Source organism: Lysobacter soli (assembly GCF_009755585.1).
GTDB lineage: Bacteria > Pseudomonadota > Gammaproteobacteria > Xanthomonadales > Xanthomonadaceae > Lysobacter_J > Lysobacter_J soli.
This window is the reverse complement of record NZ_CP046603.1, coordinates 839,073-860,710: the sequence shown is the minus strand read 5'-3', so window position 1 is coordinate 860,710 and position 21,638 is coordinate 839,073. Positions and strand designations below refer to the sequence as shown.

General features: G+C 69.1%; 20 protein-coding genes and 1 other RNA gene. 5 read left to right on the top strand and 16 right to left on the bottom strand.

Translation table 11 applies throughout. The annotated features are described in order from the left end of the window. Positions 1-152: 152 nt before the first annotated feature. From ftsA to rsmI, 15 genes are all read right to left on the bottom strand, one after another. Entirely contained in the window at positions 153-1,388 is a 1,236-nt protein-coding gene (gene ftsA, locus GOY17_RS03910) for a cell division protein FtsA (protein WP_115841421.1), read from the bottom strand. Further along, positions 1,385-2,122, bottom strand: a complete 738-nt coding sequence (locus GOY17_RS03905) for a cell division protein FtsQ/DivIB (RefSeq protein WP_115841420.1) — start codon at positions 2,120-2,122, stop codon at positions 1,385-1,387. Before GOY17_RS03905 ends, ftsA begins: the two co-directional genes overlap by 4 nt. Beyond that, positions 2,119-3,105: a D-alanine--D-alanine ligase gene (locus GOY17_RS03900; protein ID WP_269750041.1), complete on the bottom strand. Its 987-nt coding sequence runs from the start codon at positions 3,103-3,105 to the stop codon at positions 2,119-2,121. Before GOY17_RS03900 ends, GOY17_RS03905 begins: the two co-directional genes overlap by 4 nt. Then, complete coding sequence (gene murC / locus GOY17_RS03895) at positions 3,102-4,556, bottom strand: UDP-N-acetylmuramate--L-alanine ligase (RefSeq protein ID WP_425482285.1); 1,455 nt, start codon at positions 4,554-4,556, stop codon at positions 3,102-3,104. Before murC ends, GOY17_RS03900 begins: the two co-directional genes overlap by 4 nt. Further along, positions 4,553-5,644 carry an undecaprenyldiphospho-muramoylpentapeptide beta-N-acetylglucosaminyltransferase gene (gene murG / locus GOY17_RS03890; protein ID WP_157029406.1) on the bottom strand — a complete coding sequence of 364 codons (1,092 nt, stop codon included), beginning with the start codon at positions 5,642-5,644 and terminating at the stop codon, positions 4,553-4,555. The genes murC and murG overlap by 4 nt, the downstream gene beginning before the upstream one ends. Next, positions 5,644-6,972, bottom strand: a complete 1,329-nt coding sequence (ftsW, locus tag GOY17_RS03885; RefSeq protein ID WP_157029405.1) for a putative lipid II flippase FtsW — start codon at positions 6,970-6,972, stop codon at positions 5,644-5,646. The genes murG and ftsW overlap by 1 nt, the downstream gene beginning before the upstream one ends. Beyond that, entirely contained in the window at positions 6,972-8,057 is a 1,086-nt protein-coding gene (gene mraY, locus GOY17_RS03880) for a phospho-N-acetylmuramoyl-pentapeptide-transferase (protein ID WP_115841417.1), read from the bottom strand. The genes ftsW and mraY overlap by 1 nt, the downstream gene beginning before the upstream one ends. Further along, positions 8,047-9,432: a UDP-N-acetylmuramoyl-tripeptide--D-alanyl-D-alanine ligase gene (locus GOY17_RS03875; protein ID WP_232338522.1), complete on the bottom strand. Its 1,386-nt coding sequence runs from the start codon at positions 9,430-9,432 to the stop codon at positions 8,047-8,049. Before GOY17_RS03875 ends, mraY begins: the two co-directional genes overlap by 11 nt. Then, complete coding sequence (locus GOY17_RS03870) at positions 9,429-10,901, bottom strand: UDP-N-acetylmuramoyl-L-alanyl-D-glutamate--2,6-diaminopimelate ligase (RefSeq protein ID WP_157029404.1); 1,473 nt, start codon at positions 10,899-10,901, stop codon at positions 9,429-9,431. Before GOY17_RS03870 ends, GOY17_RS03875 begins: the two co-directional genes overlap by 4 nt. Continuing rightward, positions 10,898-12,841, bottom strand: a complete 1,944-nt coding sequence (locus GOY17_RS03865) for a peptidoglycan D,D-transpeptidase FtsI family protein (protein ID WP_157029403.1) — start codon at positions 12,839-12,841, stop codon at positions 10,898-10,900. Before GOY17_RS03865 ends, GOY17_RS03870 begins: the two co-directional genes overlap by 4 nt. Beyond that, entirely contained in the window at positions 12,838-13,107 is a 270-nt protein-coding gene (gene ftsL / locus GOY17_RS03860; protein ID WP_232338521.1) for a cell division protein FtsL, read from the bottom strand. The genes GOY17_RS03865 and ftsL overlap by 4 nt, the downstream gene beginning before the upstream one ends. Further along, positions 13,104-14,213, bottom strand: a complete 1,110-nt coding sequence (gene rsmH / locus GOY17_RS03855; protein ID WP_157029402.1) for a 16S rRNA (cytosine(1402)-N(4))-methyltransferase RsmH — start codon at positions 14,211-14,213, stop codon at positions 13,104-13,106. The genes ftsL and rsmH overlap by 4 nt, the downstream gene beginning before the upstream one ends. An 11-nt stretch (positions 14,214-14,224) precedes the next feature. Further along, positions 14,225-14,671, bottom strand: coding sequence for a division/cell wall cluster transcriptional repressor MraZ (mraZ, locus tag GOY17_RS03850; RefSeq protein WP_115841413.1), 447 nt, complete (start codon positions 14,669-14,671; stop codon positions 14,225-14,227). Between the two features lie 511 nt (positions 14,672-15,182). Further along, positions 15,183-15,536: RNase P RNA component class A (rnpB, locus tag GOY17_RS03845), an RNA gene on the bottom strand. A 232-nt stretch (positions 15,537-15,768) separates the two neighbouring features. After that, positions 15,769-16,626, bottom strand: a complete 858-nt coding sequence (gene rsmI / locus GOY17_RS03840) for a 16S rRNA (cytidine(1402)-2'-O)-methyltransferase (protein WP_157029401.1) — start codon at positions 16,624-16,626, stop codon at positions 15,769-15,771. 74 nt (positions 16,627-16,700) lie between these two features. Between rsmI and GOY17_RS03835 the strand changes: the two genes are divergently transcribed. The 5 genes from GOY17_RS03835 (at position 16,701) to GOY17_RS03815 (ending at position 21,425) form a co-directional block, all read left to right on the top strand. Then, positions 16,701-18,089 (top strand): penicillin-binding protein activator, encoded by a 1,389-nt coding sequence (locus GOY17_RS03835; protein WP_232338520.1) that lies wholly within the window; start codon positions 16,701-16,703, stop codon positions 18,087-18,089. Next, positions 18,073-18,453, top strand: a complete 381-nt coding sequence (locus tag GOY17_RS03830; protein WP_157029399.1) for a YraN family protein — start codon at positions 18,073-18,075, stop codon at positions 18,451-18,453. The genes GOY17_RS03835 and GOY17_RS03830 overlap by 17 nt, the downstream gene beginning before the upstream one ends. Positions 18,454-18,548: 95 nt before the next feature. Beyond that, positions 18,549-19,511: a DUF4349 domain-containing protein gene (locus GOY17_RS03825; protein WP_198173809.1), complete on the top strand. Its 963-nt coding sequence runs from the start codon at positions 18,549-18,551 to the stop codon at positions 19,509-19,511. A 1-nt stretch (position 19,512) separates the two neighbouring features. Further along, positions 19,513-20,046, top strand: coding sequence for a metal-dependent hydrolase (locus GOY17_RS03820; protein WP_157029397.1), 534 nt, complete (start codon positions 19,513-19,515; stop codon positions 20,044-20,046). Beyond that, on the top strand, positions 20,043-21,425 hold the full coding sequence (locus GOY17_RS03815) for an FAD-binding oxidoreductase (protein WP_157029396.1): 1,383 nt from the start codon (positions 20,043-20,045) through the stop codon (positions 21,423-21,425). Before GOY17_RS03820 ends, GOY17_RS03815 begins: the two co-directional genes overlap by 4 nt. Before the next feature lie 9 nt (positions 21,426-21,434). Here the strand turns inward: GOY17_RS03815 and GOY17_RS03810 are convergent, their stop codons facing one another. Next, positions 21,435-21,620 carry a hypothetical protein gene (locus tag GOY17_RS03810; RefSeq protein ID WP_115841406.1) on the bottom strand — a complete coding sequence of 62 codons (186 nt, stop codon included), beginning with the start codon at positions 21,618-21,620 and terminating at the stop codon, positions 21,435-21,437. Positions 21,621-21,638: the final 18 nt, after the last annotated feature.

The window sequence follows — 21,638 nt, the reverse complement described above, 5'->3', positions numbered from 1 at the left end:
ATTTGCTGTGCTTTCGAATCGTCGTAGTGCCGGAACCGCAAGTACTGCCGTCATCGCCTCGCCTGCCCGCTCGATCCAGGCCCTGCCCGGATCGGGAACCGGCGTCGGCCCATGCCGCGTCGATTCCTTGAAAACCCCTGGTTGCCGCGTCGTCAGAACTCGCCGCGATACCAGTTCTTGATCTTGTTGAAGAAGCTTCCCGCGCGGCCGGTCGGAATCACCGGGCGGCGCGGGTTCTCGATCTGGCTGCCCATCAGCAGCAGGCCCACGCCGGTGGCGTGCACCGGGTTGCCCACCACTTCGCCAAGACCCGTCACGTGCTGCGGAATGCCCACGCGCACCGGCATCTGCAGCATTTCCTCGGCCAGTTCGACCACGCCTTCCATCTTCGCGGCGCCGCCGGTGAGCACCATGCCGGCGCGCACGTGCTGCTCGAAGCCGCTGCGGCGAAGCTCCGCCTGGATCATTTCGAAGATCTCCTCGTAACGCGCCTGCACGGCCTGCGCGAGCGACGCGCGCGGCATGCGGCGCGGCGGGCGATCGCCGACGCTCGGAACCTGGATGGACTCTTCCGCCGTCGCCATCTGCGCCAGCGCGCAGGCGTAGCGCACCTTGATCTGCTCGGCTTCCGGCGTCGGCGTGCGCAGCATGTGCGCGATGTCCTCGGTCACCTTGTCGCCGGCGATCGGCAGGCTCGCGCTGTGCGCGATCGCGCCGCCGACGAACACCGCGATGTCGGTCGTGCCCGCGCCGATGTCGACCAGCACCACGCCGAGTTCGCGCTCGTCGCTCGTGAGCACGGCCTGGCTGGAGGCGAGCACGCTCAGGATCAGGTCGTCCACCTGCAGGCCGCAGCGCTGCACGCACTTGCTGATGTTCGCCGCCGCCGATTGCGCGCACACGACCAGGTGCGCATGCACTTCCAGGCGCACGCCGGTCATGCCGACGGGATTGCGGATGCCTTCCTGCGAATCGTCGAGCACGTAGTCGCGCGGGATCGCGTGCAGGATCTTCTGGTCGGCCGGGATCGCGACGGCCTTGGCCGCTTCGAGCACGCGGTCCAGGTCGCCGTAGGTGACTTCGCCGTCGCGGATCGGTGCGATGCCCTGCGAGTTTCGGCACTGCACGTGGTTGCCGGAGATCGACGCGTAGACCGAGCGGATCTCGCAGCCGGCCATCAGCTCGGCTTCCTCGATGGCGCGCTGGATCGACTGCACGGTGGACTCGATGTCCACCACGACGCCGCGCTTGAGGCCGCGCGATTCGTGCGAGCCGATACCGATCACCTCGATCGGGTTGCCCGGCGAGTATTCACCCACCAGCGCCACCACCTTCGAGGTGCCGATGTCGAGGCCGACGATCAGCGACTTGTCACCCTTGCGATTCATGATTGTCCCTGCTGCTGCGGTACTGCCGCCGGCGCCGGCACGGGCGCCCACGTCAATGCAAAACCATTGGTGTAGCGAAGGTCGGCGAGCTTGAGCACCTGCGCCTGCTGCGTGAGCAGCTGCGGCAGCAGGCGCACGAAACGCGACAGGCGTGCACGCGCTTCGCTGCGGCCGACGACGATGCGCGCACCGTTGTCCAGGCCGAGCGTCCAGCTGCCGCGCGGATCGAGGCCGACTTCGCGCACTTCAAGACCGATCGGCGCGAACATCGCGCGCGACTCGTTGTAGAGCTCGACGACTTCACTGACGCGCGCTTCCGGACCGCCGAGCAGCGGCAGGCCCTTCGGCACGTCGATGCCCTTCGCCGGGAACAGCCTGCCCTGCTCGGACAGCAGCAGGTCGCCACTCCAGCGCGCGAACGGGCGGTGTTCGAACACCGTCACTTCCAGCACGTCGGGCCAGCGCTTGCGCACTTCGGCGCGCTCGACCCACGGCAGCTTCGACACCGCGTCCTGCGCGCCCGCCAGATCCACCGCGAAGAACCCGCGCTGCGCGTACGGCAGCAGCGTCTTCTGCAGCAGCACGCCATCGACGCGCTCGAACTGGCCCGTCGCGCGCAGCTTCGTCAGCGGCCAGTGCGCGGCGCCGATCCAGCCGTTGAGCACGGCGACGACCGGCAGCGCGACCAGCGCCAGCGCGAGGATCCATCCGACGAGGCGAAGCATGGCGTTCACGCCGCCGCACCTCCCGCATTCGCGAGGCTCGACTCGAGCACGCGCCAGCACAGTTCATCGAACTCGATGCCGATCTGGCGCGCGGCCTTGGGCACCAGCGAATGGCTGGTCATGCCCGGCGCGGTGTTCACTTCGAGCAGGTACAGCTGGCCGGTCGCGCGATCGCGCATGAAGTCCACGCGACCCCAGCCGCGGCAACCGGCGGCGACGAAGGCCTCCGCCGCGATGCGGCCGATCTCCGCTTCCTCCGCGCCTTCCAGGCCCGGGCACAGGTACTGCGTGTCGTCGGAAATGTACTTGGCGTGGTAGTCGTACCACTCGCCCTTCGGGACGATGCGGATCGACGGCAGCGCGATGTCGTTGAGCACCGGCACCGTGAGTTCCTCGCCGACGATCAGCTGCTCCATCAGCATCTCGCCCGGATAGTTCGCGGCGAGTTCGACGGCGGCATCGAGATCGGCATCGCTCAGCACGCGCGACACGCCGACGCTCGAACCTTCGCTCGACGGCTTGATGAACACCGGCAACCCCAGCGAACGCGCCGCCGCATGCACATCGTCGCCCTTCGCCAGGCGCACGTAGCGCGGCGTCGGCAGGCCAATGCTGAGCCACACCTGCTTGGTGCGGATCTTGTCCATCGTCAGGGCCGAACCCAGCACGTCCGAACCGGTGTACGGAACGCCCAGCGCTTCGCACAGGCCCTGCAGCACGCCGTCTTCGCCGCCGCCCTTGTTGCCGTGGAGGATGTTGAAGACGCGATCGACGCTGCCGGCGCGGATCGCGTCGATCAGTGCCGGGATGCCATCGACCGCGAACGCATCGACGCCGCGTGAGCGCAGCGCTTCGAGCACGTTGCGGCCCGAGTCCAGCGAGACCTCGCGTTCGGCGCTGGTGCCGCCCATCAGCACGGCGACGCGACCGAACGCGGCCGGATCGGTGATGCGGGTCGGACCGAGTTTCGCCGCTGCGGACTGCGCGCTCACTTCTTCTCTCCGTTGGATGCGTTGAAGCCGTTCGCAGCGATCTGCTGCGCGGCGTAGCCGATGTCGCCCGCGCCCATCATCAGCAGCAGGTCGCCATCGTTGAGGACGTCGGGCAGCACGGTCGACAGATCGGCCGCGCCGCTGACGACCACGGGATCGATGCGGCCGCGCGCGCGGATCGCGCGTGCCAGCGACTTCGCGTCGGCACCGGCGATCGGCGACTCGCCGGCCGGATACACCTCGGTCAGCACGAGCACGTCGACCGTCGACAGCACCGCGGCGAACTCGTCGAACAGATCGCGCGTGCGGCTGTAGCGGTGCGGCTGGAACGCGACGACCAGCCGCTTGTCCGGCCAGCCACCGCGTGCAGCGGCGAACACCGCGTCCAGCTCCTTAGGGTGATGGCCGTAGTCGTCGACCAGCTGCACCGTCGCGCCCTTCGACGTGGTCGGGCTTGCAAGCAGGTTGAAGCGGCGACCGACGCCGGCGAAGTTCTGCAATGCGCGCGCGATCGCATCGGCCGCGACGCCCAGCTGCCACGCCACCGAAGCGGCGGCCAGTGCGTTGAGCACGTTGTGGCGGCCCGGCAGCGCGAGCGTGATCGGCGTGCGCGTCGCATCGGGCAGGCACAGCGTGAAGCGCATGTTCGGGCCGTCCTGCTGCACGTCCTCGGCTCGCACGTCGGCTTCGATGCTGAAGCCGTACGTCATCACGTGGCGTGGCGTTCTCTTCGCGAGCGCGGCGACTTCCGCATCGTCGATGCACAGCACCGCGAGCCCGTAGAACGGCAGGCGATGCATGAATTCCTCGAACGCCGCCTGCACGCGGGCGAAATCGCCGCCGTAGTTCTCCAGGTGATCGGCGTCGATGTTGGTGACGATGGCGATCTGCGGATTCAGGCGCAGGAAGCTGCCGTCGCTTTCGTCGGCTTCGGCCACGAGCCATTCGCCCGTGCCCAGGCGCGCGTTCGCGCCGGCCGCGAGCAGCTGGCCGCCGATCACGAACGTGGGATCGATGCCGCCTTCGGCGAGCACGCTGGCCGCCAGCGATGTCGTCGTGGTCTTGCCATGCGTACCGGCCACGGCGATGCCGCGCTTGAAGCGCATCAGCTCGGCAAGCATCTCCGCGCGCGGCACGACCGGGATGCGCTGCGCGCGCGCTTCCATCAACTCCGGGTTGTCGGCCTTGATCGCGCTGGACACCACGACGCAGTCGGTGCCGAGCACGTTCGCGGCAGCGTGACCCTTGTTCACGGTGACGCCCAGCGAGGCGAGACGACGCGTCACCGCATTGTCGGCGTTGTCCGAGCCCGACACCTGGTAGCCGAGCGTGCACATCACTTCGGCCAGGCCGCTCATGCCCACGCCGCCGACGCCCACGAAGTGGACGCGCGGGAAGGCTTTGGCGAGGTCGCCGGTGTGCTGCAGGCGGCGACGCAGGGCCGTACTCATTCGACTTGCTCCAGAACCAGTTGTGCGACGCGTTCGGCTGCGTCGGGTTTGGCGATCGCGCGCGCGGCCTGCGCCATCTGCAGCAGGGCGCCGCGTTCGCCGAGGATTTCGAGGGTGGCCGACAGACGCTGCGCCAGGTCGCCCGCCGTGCCCTGCGGCACGAGGTGAGCGGCGCCGCGATCGACGAGGTATTGCGCGTTCTTGGTCTGGTGGTCGTCCACCGCCTGCGGGAACGGCACCAGCACGCTGCCCACGCCGACCGCGCACAGCTCTGCGAGCGTCAGCGCACCGGCGCGGCACACGACGATGTCGGCCCACGCGTAGGCGGACGCCATGTCGGCGATGAAGGGTTCCACCGACGCCTGCACGCCCGCCTCGGCGTACGCTCGCTCGGCTTCTTCGCGCAGCCTCTCGCCGCACTGGTGGCGCACTTCGCACTGGATGCGGCCACGCAGGCCGGCGACGGCCTTCGGCACGGCGGTGTTCAACGCACGCGCGCCCTGGCTGCCGCCGAGGACGAGTACGCGCAGCGCGCCGGTGCGTCCGGCGAAACGCTGCGCCGGCGGCGCGACGGCGGCGATTTCGGCGCGGACGGGATTGCCGACGACTTCCTCGTTCGGGAACGTGTCCGGAAAGCCGGTCAGCACGTGGCGCGCGAAACGCGCGAGCACGCGGTTGGTCAGGCCCGACGCGCGGTTCTGTTCGTGCACGATCAGCGGGATTCCGGCGAGCTTCGCCGCCAGACCGCCCGGGCCGGCCGCATAACCGCCGAAGCTGATCACCGCGCGCGGCTGGCGCTCGCGCAGCGTCTGCATCGCGGCGCGCACGGCGCCGATGAGGCGGAACGGCGTGGCCAGCAGCGTCGCGACGCCCTTGCCGCGCATGCCGCGCACGGCGATGGTGTCGATGGCAATGCCGTGCTGCGGGACCAAGCGCGTTTCCATGCCGCCTTCCGCGCCGAGCCACAGCACCGGCACGTTGCGCTCGTTCAGCGCCTTCGCCACGGCCAGGCCCGGGAAGATGTGCCCGCCGGTGCCGCCGGCGAGGATCATCACCGGATGCAGGTCGGAGTCGGTCGCGGCGTGCATCACGCGATCCTCCCCAGCGTCGGCTCGACGCGCTGCTGCAGGCGGCTGGTGCCGCGCGACGTCGCTGCCGCCGCCACCGGCGCGGGCTTGCGCGACGGCATCGGCGCGGCGGTTGGCGACGGCGCGCCCGGATCGTTCGCGGCCGACGGCGGCGCGGTCTCGTTGCGCACGCGCGCCACTTGGCGCTGCGCGCGATCGAGTTCGTACGACACGCGCAGCAGCAGACCGAGCGCGGCGCAGGTCATGATCACGCTGGAACCGCCGTAGGAAATCATCGGCAGCGTCAGGCCCTTGGTGGGCAGCAGGCCGAGGTTCACGCCGATCGAGACGAAGCTCTGCAGGCTCATCCACAGCGCGATGCCGAACGCGCAGTAGCCGGCGAAGTGGCGGCGCATCTCCACGCACTTCAGGCCGAGCCAGAACGCGCGGCCGGCAAGGCCCGCGTACAGGCCGACGACAAGGCACACGCCGAGGAATCCGAACTCCTCCGCAATCACGGCCATGATGAAGTCGGTGTGCGCTTCGGGCAGGTACGAGAGCTTCTGCACCGATGCGCCGAGCCCCACGCCGAGCCATTCGCCGCGACCCACCGCCATCAGCGCGTTGGTCAGCTGGTAACCGGTCTTGAACGGGTCCTGCCACGGGTCGAGAAACGAGGTCAGGCGCACGACGCGGTAGGGCTCTGCGATCGCCACCACCGCCAGCACCGGCAGGCCGATCAGCACCGGGCCGAACATGCGCGGCATGTTCACGCCGCCGAGTACGAGCATGCCGGCGGTGATCGCCAGCAGCAGCGAGGACGAACCGAAGTCCGGCTGCAACAGCAGCATCATCACCAGCGCGACGGCGACGCCGATCGGCTTGAGCATCGCGCCCCAGGTCGCCGTGACTTCCTCGCTGTAGCGCTTGAGGTAGCTGGCGAGCCAGACGATGTAGAGCAGCTTGACCGCTTCGACGGCCTGGAAATTCGAGAACCCGAGGTTCAGCCAGCGGCGCGCGCCGTTGACGCTGCGGCCGATGCCGGGCACGAACACCGCGATCAGCAGCACGAAGCACACCAGCAGCAGCCACTGGTTGTGCTGCTCGATGGTCTTCAGTTCCGTGCGCATGACCCACACCGCGCCGACCAGGCCGATGGCGAGGAACACGACGTGGCGCGTGAGGAAGTAGAACGGGCCGACGTCGTGGCCGTCGGCGACGCCGATCGACGCCGAGCCGACCATCACCACGCCCAGGCACGCGAGTGCGCACGAGATCCCGAGCAGCCACGGGTCGAAGTGGCCGCCGATCGCGTCGAGTCGTGTTGCCTGGCGCGCGGAGTCGCTCATCAACGTACCTTCAGCGTGGCCAGGCCGACGAGCACGAGTACGACGGAGATGATCCAGAAGCGCACGATCACGCGCGGCTCCGGCCAGCCCTTCAGTTCGAAGTGGTGGTGGATCGGCGCCATGCGGAACACGCGCTTGCCGGTGAGCTTGAACGAGGCCACCTGGATCATCACCGACAGCGTTTCGATGACAAAGATGCCGCCCATGATCACCAGCACCAGTTCCTGGCGCACGATCACCGCAATGGTGCCGAGCACGGCGCCGAGCGCGAGCGCACCGATGTCGCCCATGAACACCATCGCCGGATAGGTGTTGAACCACAGGAAGCCCAGGCCCGCGCCGGCGATCGCCGCGCAGATGATCACCAGCTCACCCGCTCCGGGTACGGCGGGAATCTGCAGGTACTTCGAGAATTCCGCGTGGCCCGACGCGTACGCGAAGATGCCCAGCGCGCACGCGACCAGCACCGTCGGCATGATCGCGAGGCCGTCCAGGCCGTCGGTGAGGTTCACCGCGTTGGAGAAACCGACGATCCAGAAGTACGCGATCGCCACGAAGCCCACGCCCGCCAGCGGCAGCGCGATCGACTTGAAGAACGGCACGTAGAAGTTCGTCGCCGCCGGAACGTCGGCGAAATACCACAGGTAGAGGCCGGCGCCGAGGCCGAACACCGACTGCGCGAGGTACTTCCAGCGCGACTTCAGGCCATTCGGGTCGCGCTTGACGATCTTGATCCAGTCGTCGTACCAGCCGATCGCGCCGAAGGCGAGCATCACCAGCAGCACGACCCACACGTACTTGTTGCGCAGATCGCCCCACAGCAGCACCGAGGCCATCACGGTGAACAGGATCAGTGCGCCGCCCATCGTCGGCGTACCGGCCTTGGAGAAGTGCGACTGCGGGCCGTCCTTGCGGATCGGCTGACCGCCCTTGAGCTGGCCGAGCTTGCGGATCACCGCCGGGCCCCACCAGAGCGACAGCGCGAGCGCGGTGAGCGCGCTCAGGATGCCGCGGAAGGTGAGGTAGCCGAACAGGCCGAACAGGCTCTGCAGTTGTTCGAGCCAACGCGTGAGTTCAAGCAGCATGGGTGTCCCCTTCTTGCGGGCCCACGAGCGCGGCCACGATCCTGTCCATCGCGCTTCCGCGCGAACCCTTCACCAGTACGCGCACGCCTTCGCGCAGTTCGCCCTTCAGAACATCGGCCAGCGCGTCATGCGTTTCGAAGTGCATCGCGCCTTCGCCGAACGTGCGCGACGCCGCCGCGCTGTACGGCCCCAACGTCAGCAGGCGGCGGATGCCGGCGCTTTTCGCGCGACGTCCGGCTTCGGCGTGCATCGCTTCGGCGTCGGCGCCCAGTTCGCGCATGTCGCCCAGCACCAGCCACGCTTCGCCGCCGCCGGCCGCGAGCGTGTCGATGGCCGCAGCGAGCGAGCCGGGGTTTGCGTTGTAGCTGTCGTCGATCAGCACCGCGCCGTTGGCGAGGCGATGCGTGATCAGCCGTCCAGCGACGGGACGCGCGGCGTTGAGGCCCTCAGCGACCTGCTGCAGTGTCGCGCCGACGCTGAGCGAAAGCGCCGCAGCGGCGAGTGCGTTGCTCACGTTGTGACGACCCGGCAACGCGAGCGACACCGCGGCCTCGCCCTGCGGCGCGACAAGCGTGAAGCGCGAGCCGTCCGGCAGCGCCTCGATATTCTTCGCGGTGAGGTCCGCGCTTGATTCCAGGCCGAAGCGCAGCAGGCGGCGGCCGTGCGCGCGTTCGGCGAAGTACGGCGCGAACGCGTCGTCGGCGTTGATCACCGCCACGCCCTCGCCCGGCAGCGCGTCGTAGATCGCCGCCTTCGTGTCGGCCACGCCGAGCAGGCTGCCCATGCGCTCCAGGTGACCGGGCGCGATGTTGTTCACGATCGACACGTCGGGACGCACGATGTCGGTGAGGTACGCGATGTCACCCGGCTTGCCGGCGCCCATTTCGTAGATCGCGAAGACGGCGTCGTCCGGCCCGTCGATCACGGCCAATGGCAGGCCGATCTCGTTGTTGCGGTTGCCCGGCGTTGCGAAGGTCTTGCCGACGCGCTCCAGGATCGCCAGCGTCAGCGCCTTCACGCTGGTCTTGCCGTTGCTGCCGGTGATCGCGACGACCTTCTGCGCATTGGCTTCGATGCGTTCGCGATGCACGGCGGCGGCAAAGTCGGCCAGCGCGCGCTCGGTGTCGGCGACGACGATCTGGGCGACGGAAGCGTCAACTTCGCGCGACACGAGCGCGGCGGCGACGCCCGCCTGCGCGGCCTTCGCGACGTGGTCGTGGCCGTCGAAACGCTCGCCCTTCAGCGCGACGAACAGCGCCGCGCCGCCGTGCGGCAGCGCGCGCGTGTCGGTGGCGATCGCATCGACCATGCGGTCCTCGCCGATGAGGCGGCCGCGGGTGATGCGGGCAATGTCGGAGAGCTTGCGCGCTTTCACTGGCGAGCCTCCAGCGCGGAACGCGCCGCCTGCGTGTCGTCGAAGGGATGCTGCACGCCCTGCACGTCCTGGTAGGGCTCGTGGCCCTTGCCTGCGATCAGCACGATGTCGTTCGGACCGGCCCTGCCCACCGCATGCGCGATCGCCGCGGCGCGATCGCGCTGCACGGTGACGCGCTCGGGATGCGCGAAGCCGGCCACGATGTCGGCCACGATGACGTCGCCGTCCTCGAAACGCGGGTTGTCGTCGGTCACGATGACGACGTCGGCGTGCTGTTCCGCGATCGCCGCCATCTGCGGGCGCTTGCCGCGATCACGATCGCCGCCGCAGCCGAACACGCAGATCAGCTTCGCCTGGACATGCGCGCGCAGCGACGACAGCGCCTGTTCCAGCGCATCCGGCGTATGCGCGTAATCGACGACCACCAGCGGCAGGCGGCCATCGCCGCCGAGACGGTTCATGCGGCCGTGGATCGGCTGCAGCGTCGCGAGCGTTCCGGCGACCTGCGCCGGCGCGTCGCCCAGCGCGATGAGCACGCCGGCGACCGCGAGCAGGTTGTCGACGTTGAAGCGGCCGAGCAGCGGCGATTGCACCGCATGCGACTGCCCGTCCACGATCAGGTCGAAGCCGATGCCTGCGTTGTCGAAGCGCAGGTTGCGCGCCTGCAGCGCGGCCGACGCGTCGCCGCGCGAACTCACCCCGATCGCGCGCACGTCGTGCGGCAGCGTGGCGATGAGCTCGCGACCGAACGCGTCGTCGAGGTTGATGACGGCCGCCTTCAGGCCCTTCCACGCGAACAGGCGCGCCTTGGCGGCGCCGTAGGATGCCATGTCGCCGTGGTAATCGAGGTGATCGCGCGTGAGGTTGGTGAACACCGCAACGTCGAAGTGCACGCCGTCGACGCGCCCCTGGTCGAGCGCGTGCGAGCTGGCTTCCATCGCGATGGCCTGCGCGCCGTCTTCGTGCATCGTCGCGAGCAGTTCGTGCGTCTGCAGCACCAGCGGCGTGGTGAAGCCGGTCGGCACGACATGCCCGTACAGGCCCGCGCCGAGCGTGCCGACGCTGCCGCTGACGATCCCGCGCGCGTGCCACGCCTGCGTGAGCAACTGCACGGTCGAAGTCTTGCCGTTGGTTCCGGTGACGCCGACGACGGTCATCGCCTCGGTGGCGCGGCCGTGGAAGCGATCGCCCATTTCGCCCAGGCGCGAACGCAGGCCGGGCACGGCGATGGCGTCGTGCGGCGCGGGCAGGTCGTCGGGCGCGGGCGGCTCGAACAGGATCGCCGCGGCGCCGGCCGCGCGCGCCTGGTCGACGAAGCGCAGCCCGTGCGCACCGAAGCCGGCGATCGCGACAAACGCGTTGCCCGGGCGGACGGCGCGGCTGTCGAGCACCAGGCCGGTGATCGTCAGTTCCGGCGGAATGCCGGCGACGTCCGGCAACAGTTCGGCCAACGGCATGAGGCGGCTCATCGCGCACCTCCGGGCGGCGTGACCATGCCGACCGGCGCGGGCAGCGCGGCCGAAGCATGCGTCGGTGCCGGCAGCACGGTGCCGGTCGGCTTGCCGCCGTTGGCCTTCGCACGCTTGGCTTCGGCGGCGGCCTGCGCGGCCATCCAGGTGTCGATGTCGTCCGGCGCCACGTCCATCAGTCGCAGCGAGCCTTCCATCACGCTCTTGAACACCGGGCCGGAAACGAAACCGCCGAAGTAGCCCTTCGCCGGATCGGGATCGTTGATCACTACCACCATCGAGAAGCGCGGGTTGTTCACCGGCACCACGCCGGCGAAGAACGAGACGTAGCGGCGCGAGTAGCCGCCGAACTCGTTGAACTTGCGCGCCGTGCCGGTCTTGCCGGCGACGTGGTAACCCAGGATCGCCGCCTGCGTGGCGGTGCCGCCGGGCTCGGTCACGGTCTGCATCATGCGCATGATCGTTCCGGCGATGGCGGGGTCGAGCACCTGCACCGGCTCGTGGCGCTCGCCCTTCACGAACGTCGGCGCGATCAGCTTTCCGCCGTTGCCCAGCGCGGCGTACGCCTGCGCGATCTGCAGCGGCGTGGCCGACAGGCCGTAGCCGTACGACATCGTCTGCTTGGTCGTGCCGCTCCAGCGCGACGGCGGCGCGAGCACGCCCGACGACTCGCCCGGAAAGCCGCTGTTGGTCTTGTGGCCGTAACCGAAACGCTTGAGGAACTCGTAGTACTCCTGGTTCGGCACCTTGGCGACGATCTTCGCCGCGCCGACGTTGGAGCTCTTGGTGATCACGCCCGTCGTGTCGAGCACGCCGTAATTGTGGTGGTCGGTCGTGCGGTACTTGCCGTTCGGCATCCAGCCCGGATTCGTGTCGAACTTCGTGTGCGGCGTGATGACACCCGCTTCCAGCGCGGAGGCGACGGTCAGCGGCTTCATCGTCGAGCCGGGCTCGATCACGTCGGTCACGGCGCGGTTGCGGTGTGTGTCCGGATTGCCGACGGAGAGCGCATTGGGGTTGTAGGTCGGCAGGTTCGCCATCGCGAGCACTTCGCCGGTGGCGATGTCGAGCACGACGGTCGAGCCGCTGCTGGCGCCAGTGCGCTCCAGCGCGCTGCGCAGTTCGCGCATCGCCAGGAACTGGATGCGGCGGTCGATGGTGAGCGTGAGGTCGCGGCCGGGTTCGGCGGCCTTCACCAGGTCCACGCTTTCGACGATGCGGCCGGCGCCGTCGCGGATCACGCGCTTGGCGCCCGGCTTGCCGCGAAGCCAGTCGTCGAATGCGAGCTCCAGGCCTTCCTGGCCCAGGTCGTCGATGTTGGTGAAGCCCAGGATGTGCGCCATCGCTTCGCCCTGCGGGTAGAAGCGGCGGAATTCGCGCTGCGAGAACACGCCGGGGATCTTCGCGGCGAGGATGCGCTTGGCTTCGTCCGGATTGATGCGGCGCTTGAGGTAGACGAATTCCTTGCCGGCGCGCTGGCTGAGCTTGCGTGTCAGCGCGTCGGGCGAGACGCCCAGCGCCTTGGCCAGCTGCGGAATGCGCGCCGGGTTCTTGAGCAGTTCCTGCGGGTTCGCCCACACCGATTCGACCGGCGTGGACACCGCCAGCGGCTCGCCATTGCGGTCGGTGATCATGCCGCGCGAGGTCGGGATCGGGATCTCGCGCAGCGAGCGCGCATCGCCCTGCTGGCGGTAGAAATCGTTGCTGATGACTTGCAGGTCCAGCGCGCGGCCGACCAGCGCGATCGAGCACAGGCCGAGCGCACCGCCCACTAGGAGCAGCCGGTTGCGCAGGTTGAACGAGGCGCGGCCGCGGCCCTTGCCAGCGACACGATCGTTGCCACCGCCGAACTTGTCGCGAAGTGCGAGCACGGCGTCGAGCGGCCCGCTTCGACCGCTGCGCTGGCTTGCGTTGCGAGGATTGCGCGATGCGCCGTTCATGGGCGGATCACCACGGTCTCGGCGCCTTCGGGGAACTTCATGCCCAGCCGGTCGCGCGCGACCTGATCGATGCGATTGCTTTCCGACCACGTCGCCTGTTCGAGCTGCAGGCGACCGAATTCGATGTTGAGCTCGTCGCGCGCGCGCTCCAGGCGGCTGAGCTGGACGAACAACTGGCGGTGTTCATGGCGCGCCTGCACGACGGCCAGCGCCGAGACGACGTTGGCCACCACGAGCACGCTCAGCAGCAGACGGAGGACGCTCACGCGCGCACCTCCGCATGCAGTTCCACAGCACCAGCCGGGAATCGGGTACGGGAAAGACGCGGTCGCTGGAGTACCGGCTCGCCGGGCGCCATCGCGTTCCGCCGGTCTCCACGGCCCGTTGCCGGCTGTGCCGTGTCGGAGACGCCGCCCGATGCGCTCTCGCCTTCCTCGTTCCCGATTCCCAGCTTCACCGCCACGCGCAGCACCGCACTGCGGGCACGCGGATTCGCCGAGGTTTCTTCGTCCGTCGCCTTCTGCGCGCCGCCGATGGCGCGCAGCACGGGCGTGAAGGCCACTTCCACCGGCATGCGGCGGTTGGCCGGCGGCGCCTTGCTGTGGCGCGCAATGAACTGCTTGACGATGCGGTCTTCCAGCGAGTGGAAGCTGATCACCGCCAGGCGCCCGCCCGGCTTCAGGCGCGCCAGCGCGGCGTCGAGGCCCGTTTCCAGGTCGACCAGTTCGCGGTTGATGAAGATGCGGATGGCCTGGAAGCTGCGGGTGGCCGGATGGATCTTCTGGTCGCCGCGGGGCACTACCGACGCGATCAGGTCGGCCAGCTGTGCGGTGCGCTCCAGCGGCTGCGCATCGCGTCGGGCGACGATGGCGCGCGCGATCTTGCGGCTCATGCGCTCCTCGCCGTAGGTCCACAGGACGTCGGCGATCTCGCGGTCATCGGCGCGCGCGAGCCACTGCGCCGCGCTCTCGCCGCTGTCCGGGTCCATGCGCATGTCCAGCGGGCCGTCCTTGCCGAAGCTGAAACCGCGCTCGGCGACGTCCAGCTGCGGCGACGACACGCCCAGGTCGAACAGCACGCCGTCCAGGCCGGTGGCGGTTTCGTCCCAGTTCGCAAGTTCGGCGAAGCTGCCACGGAAGACCGCGACGCGGGCGTCCTGCGCGAATTCGCGCATCGCCACCGCAATCGCTTCGGGGTCCTTGTCCATGAGCAGCAGGCGGCCTCCGGGGCCGAGTCGTTCCAGCACGCCGCGCGCGTGACCACCACGCCCGAACGTGCCGTCCAGGTACGTTCCACTCCCGCGCACGTCCAGGCCGTCTAGCACCTGCGCGTACATCACGGGAAGGTGGCCGGATAGCGCGCCGCGCTCCATGCCACCCACCGTCACAGCTGAAGGTCGAGCAGCTCCTCGCTCAGATCCGCGTCAGAAATCGTCTGACGGATCTGCGCGTGGTGCGCCTGCTCGCTCCACAGTTCGAACTTGTCGCCCATGCCCAGCAGCACGGCCTTCTTCTCGATGCCCACCGCGCTGCGGTGGCTGGCCGGGATGCTGATGCGTCCGTTGCCGTCGAGCTCGACGAACGCCGCGGCGCCCACGAGCTTGAGCTGCATGCTGCGGTTGACCGCCTTGGCCTTGGGCAGCGCATTGACCTGATCGCGCAGCCGCTCCCACGCGGCATGCGGGTAGAGGTACAGCGAGCCGGACTCGAAGGGGTTGTAGGTGATGACCAGGCGGTTTTCGCACTCGCGCGCGACGGCATCGCGGTAGACGGTGGGTACCGCCAACCGGCCCTTGTCGTCGATCGTGATGGCGGTCTCGCCCTGGAACATTGCTCACCTGTTGGGGCCGCCTCTAGGCGGGCGGCTTGATCCTGGAAAACCACAAAAAACCCGGTTTTCCCTCAGATGCCCACCTTAGGCACGCCCCACAGGGTTGTCAACAAGTTTCGGGAGGCAAATTCACCTGTCCGGTCAATGACTTGCGAAGAACTTCACAGGTTTGTTCAAGACTTATCCACTACCCATTGTTTCGTCTCAAATTTTGAGACTGGACACGTATGCCGCCCACCTGCGCGACCCAGGCCGCAAAAGCGAAAGGCCGATGCTGCGCCGCAGCACCAGCCGTCCATTTGCGCTACCGATCGAGATCCGCCGATCGATTCCCGGGACCTAAGAACCCCGTTGATCCCCACTCGGGGGGATCAGCCCCCTTTTAGTAAAGGGGGCGCGCGCCGGCAGGCGCGGGGATTTGGGGGCATCGAGCCGGGGCCCGAAGTTTTGCCGCGGCAACGCCGCGGCGAAACTTTGGGGCTTTTTCGAAGCCGCGAAGCGGAGAGAAAAAGCGCGAAGTCGGCCGATAAGCCGGGTTCTGTCGTGGACAGTCATTCCTCTAGGCGCCGCGTCACCGCGACGCTCAAGCAACCTACCCGGAGACACCGCGGGCCGCGGCATAGTCTCCCTATTTGGTTTTGCTCCCGGTGGGGTTTGCCGTGCCGGTCCGTTGCCGGACTCGCGGTGCGCTCTTACCGCACCGTTTCACCCTTACCACGCACGTCTTGCGACGCCGTTCGGCGGTCTGCTCTCTGTTGCACTTTCCGTCGGCTCTCGCCGCCCAGGCGTTACCTGGCACCGTGCCCTGTGGAGCCCGGACTTTCCTCGGCATCCTTCCGGATGACGCGACTGCCTGGCCGACTCCGCGCCGGCATTCTACTGCTTCGCAGCGAATTGCCCCCAAAGTTTTGCTGAAGCAAAACTTCGGGCCCCGGCTCACGACCTCCAATTCCCCGCGCCTGCCGGCGCGCCCCCTTTACTAAAGGGGGCTAACGCTCCGATGGCTGCACGAGGGGTCACACTCGTTTGCTGTCATTCCCGCGAAGGCGGGAATCCATGCGTCCGCCCCATCACCGTTGGGAGTACCTCTTCCCGCCTTACTCCTCCGCGCCGTACAACGCCTTCCGCGGCGCGCCGCTCAGCTCGGCGGCGAGCTTGGCCGCCTGCGAGGGCTTGAGGTATTCGGTGAGCCTGGCGTACAGGCGCTTGCCTTCGGCGACGGCGGCATCGGCGTCTTCGCCGGCGCCTTCGACGATCAGGACGAACTCGCCCTTGCGCTGATTGGCATCGGCACCGACGCGCTGGCGCAAGTCGGCCAGGGTTCCGTCGAGGACGGTTTCGAACAGCTTCGTCAGTTCGCGCGCGATGGTGCCGCGGCGTGCTTCGCCGAACGCAGCGACGAGGTCGTCCAGCGATTCCTCGATGCGGTGCGCGGACTCGTAGAAGATCAGCGTGCGCACTTCGCCGGTGAGGCGGGAGAGCCGCTCGCGACGCGCCGACGCCTTGGCCGGCAGGAATCCTTCGAACACGAACCGGTCGCTCGGCATGCCCGCGACACTCAACGCCGCAATCGCCGCGCAGGCGCCCGGCACGGGGGACACGCGCAATCCCGCCGCGCGCGCGGCACGAACGAGGCGGAAGCCCGGATCGCTCACCAGCGGTGTGCCGGCGTCGGACACCAGCGCGAAGCTTTCTCCCGCTTGCAGGCGCGCGACCAGCTGCGCCGCCTGCGCGTCCTCGTTGTGTTCGTGCAGCGCGATCAGCGGGCGCTCCAGTCCGAAGTGCGAGAGCAGCTGGCGCGTATGGCGCGTGTCTTCGGCGCAGATCGCGTCGACCGTCTTCAGCGTTTCCAGCGCGCGGGCGGATAGATCGCCCAGGTTGCCGATGGGCGTGGCGACCACGTGAAGCGTGCCGGGAGATTTCGTGCCGCCTGTGGGGGGCTGGGACGTGTGCATCGTGCGTCTGCGGTGGGGCCGGGTAGAATCCTAACCGGTCCCTCAGGAACGCCGCGTCGCGGCATTGCATGCAGATGATCCGAGCTTCCAACCGCTGGACGATGACGTGGATGTGTGCGGCGGCGCTGGGCGCCATGCTGCTGGGCGGTTGCGCGACCGTAGCCACGACCGGCACCACGAATTCCCAGCAGAGCCGCAACCCGACGATCGCGCAGGCCGGCGAGCTCGCGCGCAACGGCGCCGCCCTCACCGGCGCGGCGCGCAGCGCGAACGATCGCGAGATCGAGCGCCTGCTGTCCGCGCTCGACAACGCCACCCTCTCGCGCGAAGCCGCGTCGCTGGCCGCGGGCGATCCGCTGTACAACCACGCCGCCCAGGCGCTGCTGCGCCGCGGCCTGCCCCTGCCGCGCGCGTTCGACCGCACCGGCTGGAACTTCGATGCGGCCGGCCGACCCGCTGCCGAGCACGATGGCTATCGCCCGCCGGTGAAGCTCGCGGTGCTGCTGCCGATGTCGGGCAATCTCGCCGTCGCGGCCGCGCCGGTGCGCGACGGTTTCCTCGCCGGCTACTACGGCGAGCCGCGCCGCCGCCCCGACGTGAGCTTCTACGACACCGCCGGCACGCCCGGTGGCGCGCTCGCCGCATACGACCGCGCCGCGCTGGAAGGCAATGATTTCGTCGTCGGCCCGCTCGGCCGCGACGAGGTCAACGCACTGTTCGCCAAGGGCACGCTGCAGGTGCCGGTGCTCGCGCTCAATCGCGGCGACGGCGAACCGCCGGCGGGAAATGCGAGCTTCTCGCTGTCGCCGGAAGACGAAGGCAACGCGGCCGCCGAACGCCTGCTGGCGCTGGGCGCCAAGCGCGTGCTCATGGTGGCGGGCGTCGACGACACGCAGCAGCGCGCTGTCGCAAGCCTGCGCGATCGGCTGGTGGCGCGCGGTGCGACGGTGACCGACGTCGCGGGCGAAGGCACGTCCGATTTCATTCCCTTCGCGCAGAAGGAAGGCGGCGTGGACGCGGTGTTCCTCGCGGTGAAGGGCAGCAGCGCGCGCCTGCTGATGCCCAAGCTCGCGCTCGCGGGCCTGGCCGGCAAGCCGCGCGTGGCGACCTCGCAACTGCTGTCCGGTACCGGCAAGGCGGACGAAGACCGCGTGCTCGACGGCATCGCGTTCCCGACCGAAACCTGGACCACGCGCGGCGTTCCCGGCCTGCCGCCGGCGGCAATTGCCGGTTCGCAGCTCAACAACGCCAAGGGTCCGGCCGCGCGCCTGTTCGCGTTCGGTTTCGACGCCTGGCAGATCACCGCCTACCTGCAGCGGCTTGCGACCACCGCCGACGGCCACATCGACGGCGCGACCGGCACGCTGCGCCTGGACGGCTTCGGCAACGTGCAGCGCACGCCGTCGTGGTCGACCTTCAGTTCGGGACTGCCGACCGCGCTCGCGGATGCGTCCAACCGCTGATCGCCGTTCCCGCGGCGCGGCGGTCGAGGCCGCCTCGCGCGCGTACCTGAGCCGCGCCGGACTCCGCGACGTAGCGGCCAACGCGAACTACCGCTTCGGCGAACTCGACCTGGTCATGCTCGACGGCGGCACGCTGGTGTTCGTCGAGGTGCGCTACCGGCGCGATGCCCGCTTCGGCGGGGGAGCGGCCTCGGTCGACGTGCATAAACGCCGCAAGCTCGTGCAGGCCGCGAGCGCCTTCCTCGCGCACCACCCGAAGCACGCAAACGCCCACTGTCGCTTCGATGTGGTCGAGGCCGACGGCGATCCGGCATCGCCGCGCCTCACCTGGGTGAAGGACGCCTTCCGCGCGGACGACGTCTAGGCCAAGATCCGCCAACCCCGCTCCGCGCGCACGCGCGTTCGTCATGAGGCGCGGCATCGGGTCGCGCAATTCCACGACGCAATCAGGGGACGATGATGCGAACGGTGATCCGTACGGCCTTACTGGTCTGTGCATGGACGTTGGTGCTGGCGGGGTGTTCCCGCAAGGAAGAGGCAGCGGAGGCTTCGGCGGAGCTCGTCCACGCGAACCTCTCGGAGAGGCCGGCCCGCGCCGCAGCGCCGCCTGCTCCGGCCAAGGCGCTCTCGCCGCCCGACATGCAGGCGCAACTCCAGTCGGCGGCGAACACGCAGGCCATGGCCGGACGGCGCTTCATCCGAACGGCCAGCGTCGCCTTCGGCGTGCGCGACGTGTACCGCTCGGCGCTCTCGATCGAGGATCTCGTCGCGAAACACGGTGGCTTCGTCGAGCGCAACGACATCCGCACCGAAGTGGACCAGACGCGCACGCATACCGGTCGCGACGGGATGCGCGTCGAATTGTCGACGTACACGACGCAAGGCGTGCTGACGGTTCGCGTTCCCAGCGAGCGCACGCAGGAATTCCTCCGCGCCCTCGCCGGGGAGATCGAGTTCCTCGATTCGCGCAGCTTCGAGGCGACCGATGCGCAGTTCGATCTGCTGCGCCAGCAACTCGCCTTCGCGCGGCACCAGGATGCGCAGGCGGCGTTGGCGCAGGTCGCCAGCGCGCCTGGCAAGACCGGCGAGAAGGCGGACGCCCTCGGCGCGCGCGCGGATGCGCAGGCGCAGCGCGATGAAGCGACCGTCGCCCGCGCCGAACTTGAAGACCGGATCGCGTTCGCGCGGATCGGGCTGGCGGTGCACCAGCCGCCGCAGCTTCGTCGAACCGAACGGCCCGATCTGGACGTCGCGATGCGCCGCGAAGGACCGGGCTTTTTCGCGCGCATCCGGGACGCGCTGGCCCGGGGCGGGCGACTCGGGCTCGATCTCATCGTCGGCATCGCCTACCTGTGGCCGTTGTGGCTGGCCGCAGCACTCGCGGTATTCGGCATCCGCGCATGGCGCCGGCGCGGGCGCTGACGTGCCGACGATCTTCACGCATGCCGTGGTGCCGCTGGCGGTCGGGATCGCCTGCGGCACGCGAAGGCTGCCGCCAAGGCTGATCGCGGCGGGCATGCTCGCCGCGATGCTGCCCGATGCCGATGTCGTCGCCTTCAAGCTTGGCATCGCCTATGCGGACGACTTTGGCCATCGCGGTGCGAGCCATTCACTGTTGTTCGCAGGCGTGCTGGCCGCGCTGGGCGCGTTGTTGCACCGGCCGCTGCAGACTCGGCCCTGGATCGCCGCGCTGTGGCTGTTCGCATGCACGGCCTCGCATCCGCTGCTCGATTCGCTCACCAATGGCGGCCTCGGCGTTGCGCTGTGGTGGCCGTGGTCGGATGCGCGCGTGTTCGCGCCGTGGCAGCCCATCGCCGTGTCGCCCATCGGAAGCGGCTTCTTCAGCGCCCGCGGTGTGGCCGTGATGGCCTCGGAAGCGCGCTGGGTGTGGCTGCCTTGCGCGGCGCTCGCTGCGGCGGGCCTCGCGCTGCGACGGGCGGTATCCTCGCGTCCATGACGCCGTTGCCGACCACGCTCGATTCCGAACTTCGATCCCTGCTCGGCGACGGCTGGCGCACCGACGAGAGCGAACGCCTCACCTACGCCTTCGACAACTCGCGGCGACAGGCGCTGCCCGATGCGGTGGCGCTGCCGACCACGTGCGAGCAGGTCGTCGGTCTGGTGCGGGCTTGCCGCGCGGCGCGCGTGCCGGTGATCGCGCGCGGTCGTGGCACCAACACGACCGGCGCCGCAGTGCCCGTCGCGGGCGGCGTGGTGGTCTCGTTCGAACGCATGAACCGCATCCTCGACATCCGGCCCGGCGATCGCTGCGCGGTCGTCGAACCGGGTGTGCTCAACGGCGACCTGCAGGCCGCGTTGAAACCGCACGGCCTTTTCTGGCCACCGGATCCGACCAGCGCCGGCTACAGCAGTGTCGGCGGCAACCTCGCCTGCAACGCCGGCGGCCCGCGCGCGGTGAAGTACGGCGCCACGCGCGACAACGTGCTCGCGCTCACGGCCGTCACCGGCACGGGCGACCTCATCCATTGCGGCACCGCGACGACGAAGGGCGCGACCGGTTACGACCTCCAACGCCTGCTCGTCGGCAGCGAGGGCACGCTGGCGCTGATCGTCGAGGCCAGCCTGCGCCTCACACCGTCGCCGCAATCGCGACGCGCATTGCGGGCGATCTATCGCGATGTGTCATTCGCCGCGCAGGCCGTCGCGCGGCTGATGGCGCAGCCCGTTACGCCTTCGATGCTGGAGTTCATGGATGCCGATGCGGTGCGGCTGGCGCGCGACGTTGGCGGCGCCGATCTCCCACGCGACGCCGGCGCGCTGCTGATGATCGAAGCCGATGGCGATGCGCAGACGCTGCCGCACGACATCGAGGCCCTGATGCGCGCCGCCGACGGCGAGGGCCTGGTCTCGCTGGACGACGCCGCCGACGACGCCACGCGCGAAAAGCTCTGGGCCGCGCGCAAGGCGCTTTCGCCGTCGCTGCGCACGCTCGCGCCCGGTAAGATCAACGAAGACGTCGTGGTGCCGGTCTCGCGCATCCCGCAACTCGTCGACGGCGTGCATGCGCTCTCGCGCGAGTTCGACCTACCCATCGTCTGCTTCGGCCATGCGGGCAACGGCAACCTGCACGTCAACCTGCTGTATCACCCCGACGACGACGCGCAGAGCGCACGCGCGCATGCGGCGATGGCGCGCGTGTTCGCGTTGACGCTCTCGCTGGGCGGCACGCTGTCGGGCGAGCACGGCATCGGCCTGGCCAAGCGCGAATTCATGCCGCAGGCGATCGACGCGCCGACGCTCGCGATGATGCGCGCGGTGAAGGCGGCGTTCGATCCGGACGGCATCCTCAATCCGGGCAAGCTGCTGCCCGACTGAGCGCGCCCGTCAGAGGAACTGGTCGAGCTTGCGCATCACGAGCATCATGCCGACCACCCAGCACAGGATGACCAGCAGCACCGCGCCCCAGTTGCTGCCGGTCTTCCCGCGCCTGCGCTGCACCCAGAAGCCGATGGCCAGCAGCACCGTCGGCACGATGAAGAACAGCATGCCGATCAGGAACCTCGTTTCCACGCGGGACCTCCTTGGCGA

Bases quoted from the DNA above. Each gene is read 5' to 3' on its own strand.
- ftsA (WP_115841421.1), bottom strand. From the start codon at position 1,388: ATGAATCGCAAGGGTGACAAGTCGCTGATCGTCGGCCTCGACATCGGC.
- murC (WP_425482285.1), bottom strand. From the start codon at position 4,556: ATGAGTACGGCCCTGCGTCGCCGCCTGCAGCACACCGGCGACCTCGCC.
- murG (WP_157029406.1), bottom strand. From the start codon at position 5,644: ATGCACGCCGCGACCGACTCCGACCTGCATCCGGTGATGATCCTCGCC.
- ftsW (WP_157029405.1), bottom strand. From the start codon at position 6,972: ATGAGCGACTCCGCGCGCCAGGCAACACGACTCGACGCGATCGGCGGC.
- mraY (WP_115841417.1), bottom strand. From the start codon at position 8,057: ATGCTGCTTGAACTCACGCGTTGGCTCGAACAACTGCAGAGCCTGTTC.
- GOY17_RS03870 (WP_157029404.1), bottom strand. From the start codon at position 10,901: ATGAGCCGCCTCATGCCGTTGGCCGAACTGTTGCCGGACGTCGCCGGC.
- GOY17_RS03865 (WP_157029403.1), bottom strand. From the start codon at position 12,841: ATGAACGGCGCATCGCGCAATCCTCGCAACGCAAGCCAGCGCAGCGGT.
- rsmH (WP_157029402.1), bottom strand. From the start codon at position 14,213: ATGGAGCGCGGCGCGCTATCCGGCCACCTTCCCGTGATGTACGCGCAG.
- mraZ (WP_115841413.1), bottom strand. From the start codon at position 14,671: ATGTTCCAGGGCGAGACCGCCATCACGATCGACGACAAGGGCCGGTTG.
- rsmI (WP_157029401.1), bottom strand. From the start codon at position 16,626: ATGCACACGTCCCAGCCCCCCACAGGCGGCACGAAATCTCCCGGCACG.
- GOY17_RS03835 (WP_232338520.1), top strand. From the start codon at position 16,701: ATGATCCGAGCTTCCAACCGCTGGACGATGACGTGGATGTGTGCGGCG.
- GOY17_RS03830 (WP_157029399.1), top strand. From the start codon at position 18,073: ATGCGTCCAACCGCTGATCGCCGTTCCCGCGGCGCGGCGGTCGAGGCC.
- GOY17_RS03825 (WP_198173809.1), top strand. From the start codon at position 18,549: ATGCGAACGGTGATCCGTACGGCCTTACTGGTCTGTGCATGGACGTTG.
- GOY17_RS03815 (WP_157029396.1), top strand. From the start codon at position 20,043: ATGACGCCGTTGCCGACCACGCTCGATTCCGAACTTCGATCCCTGCTC.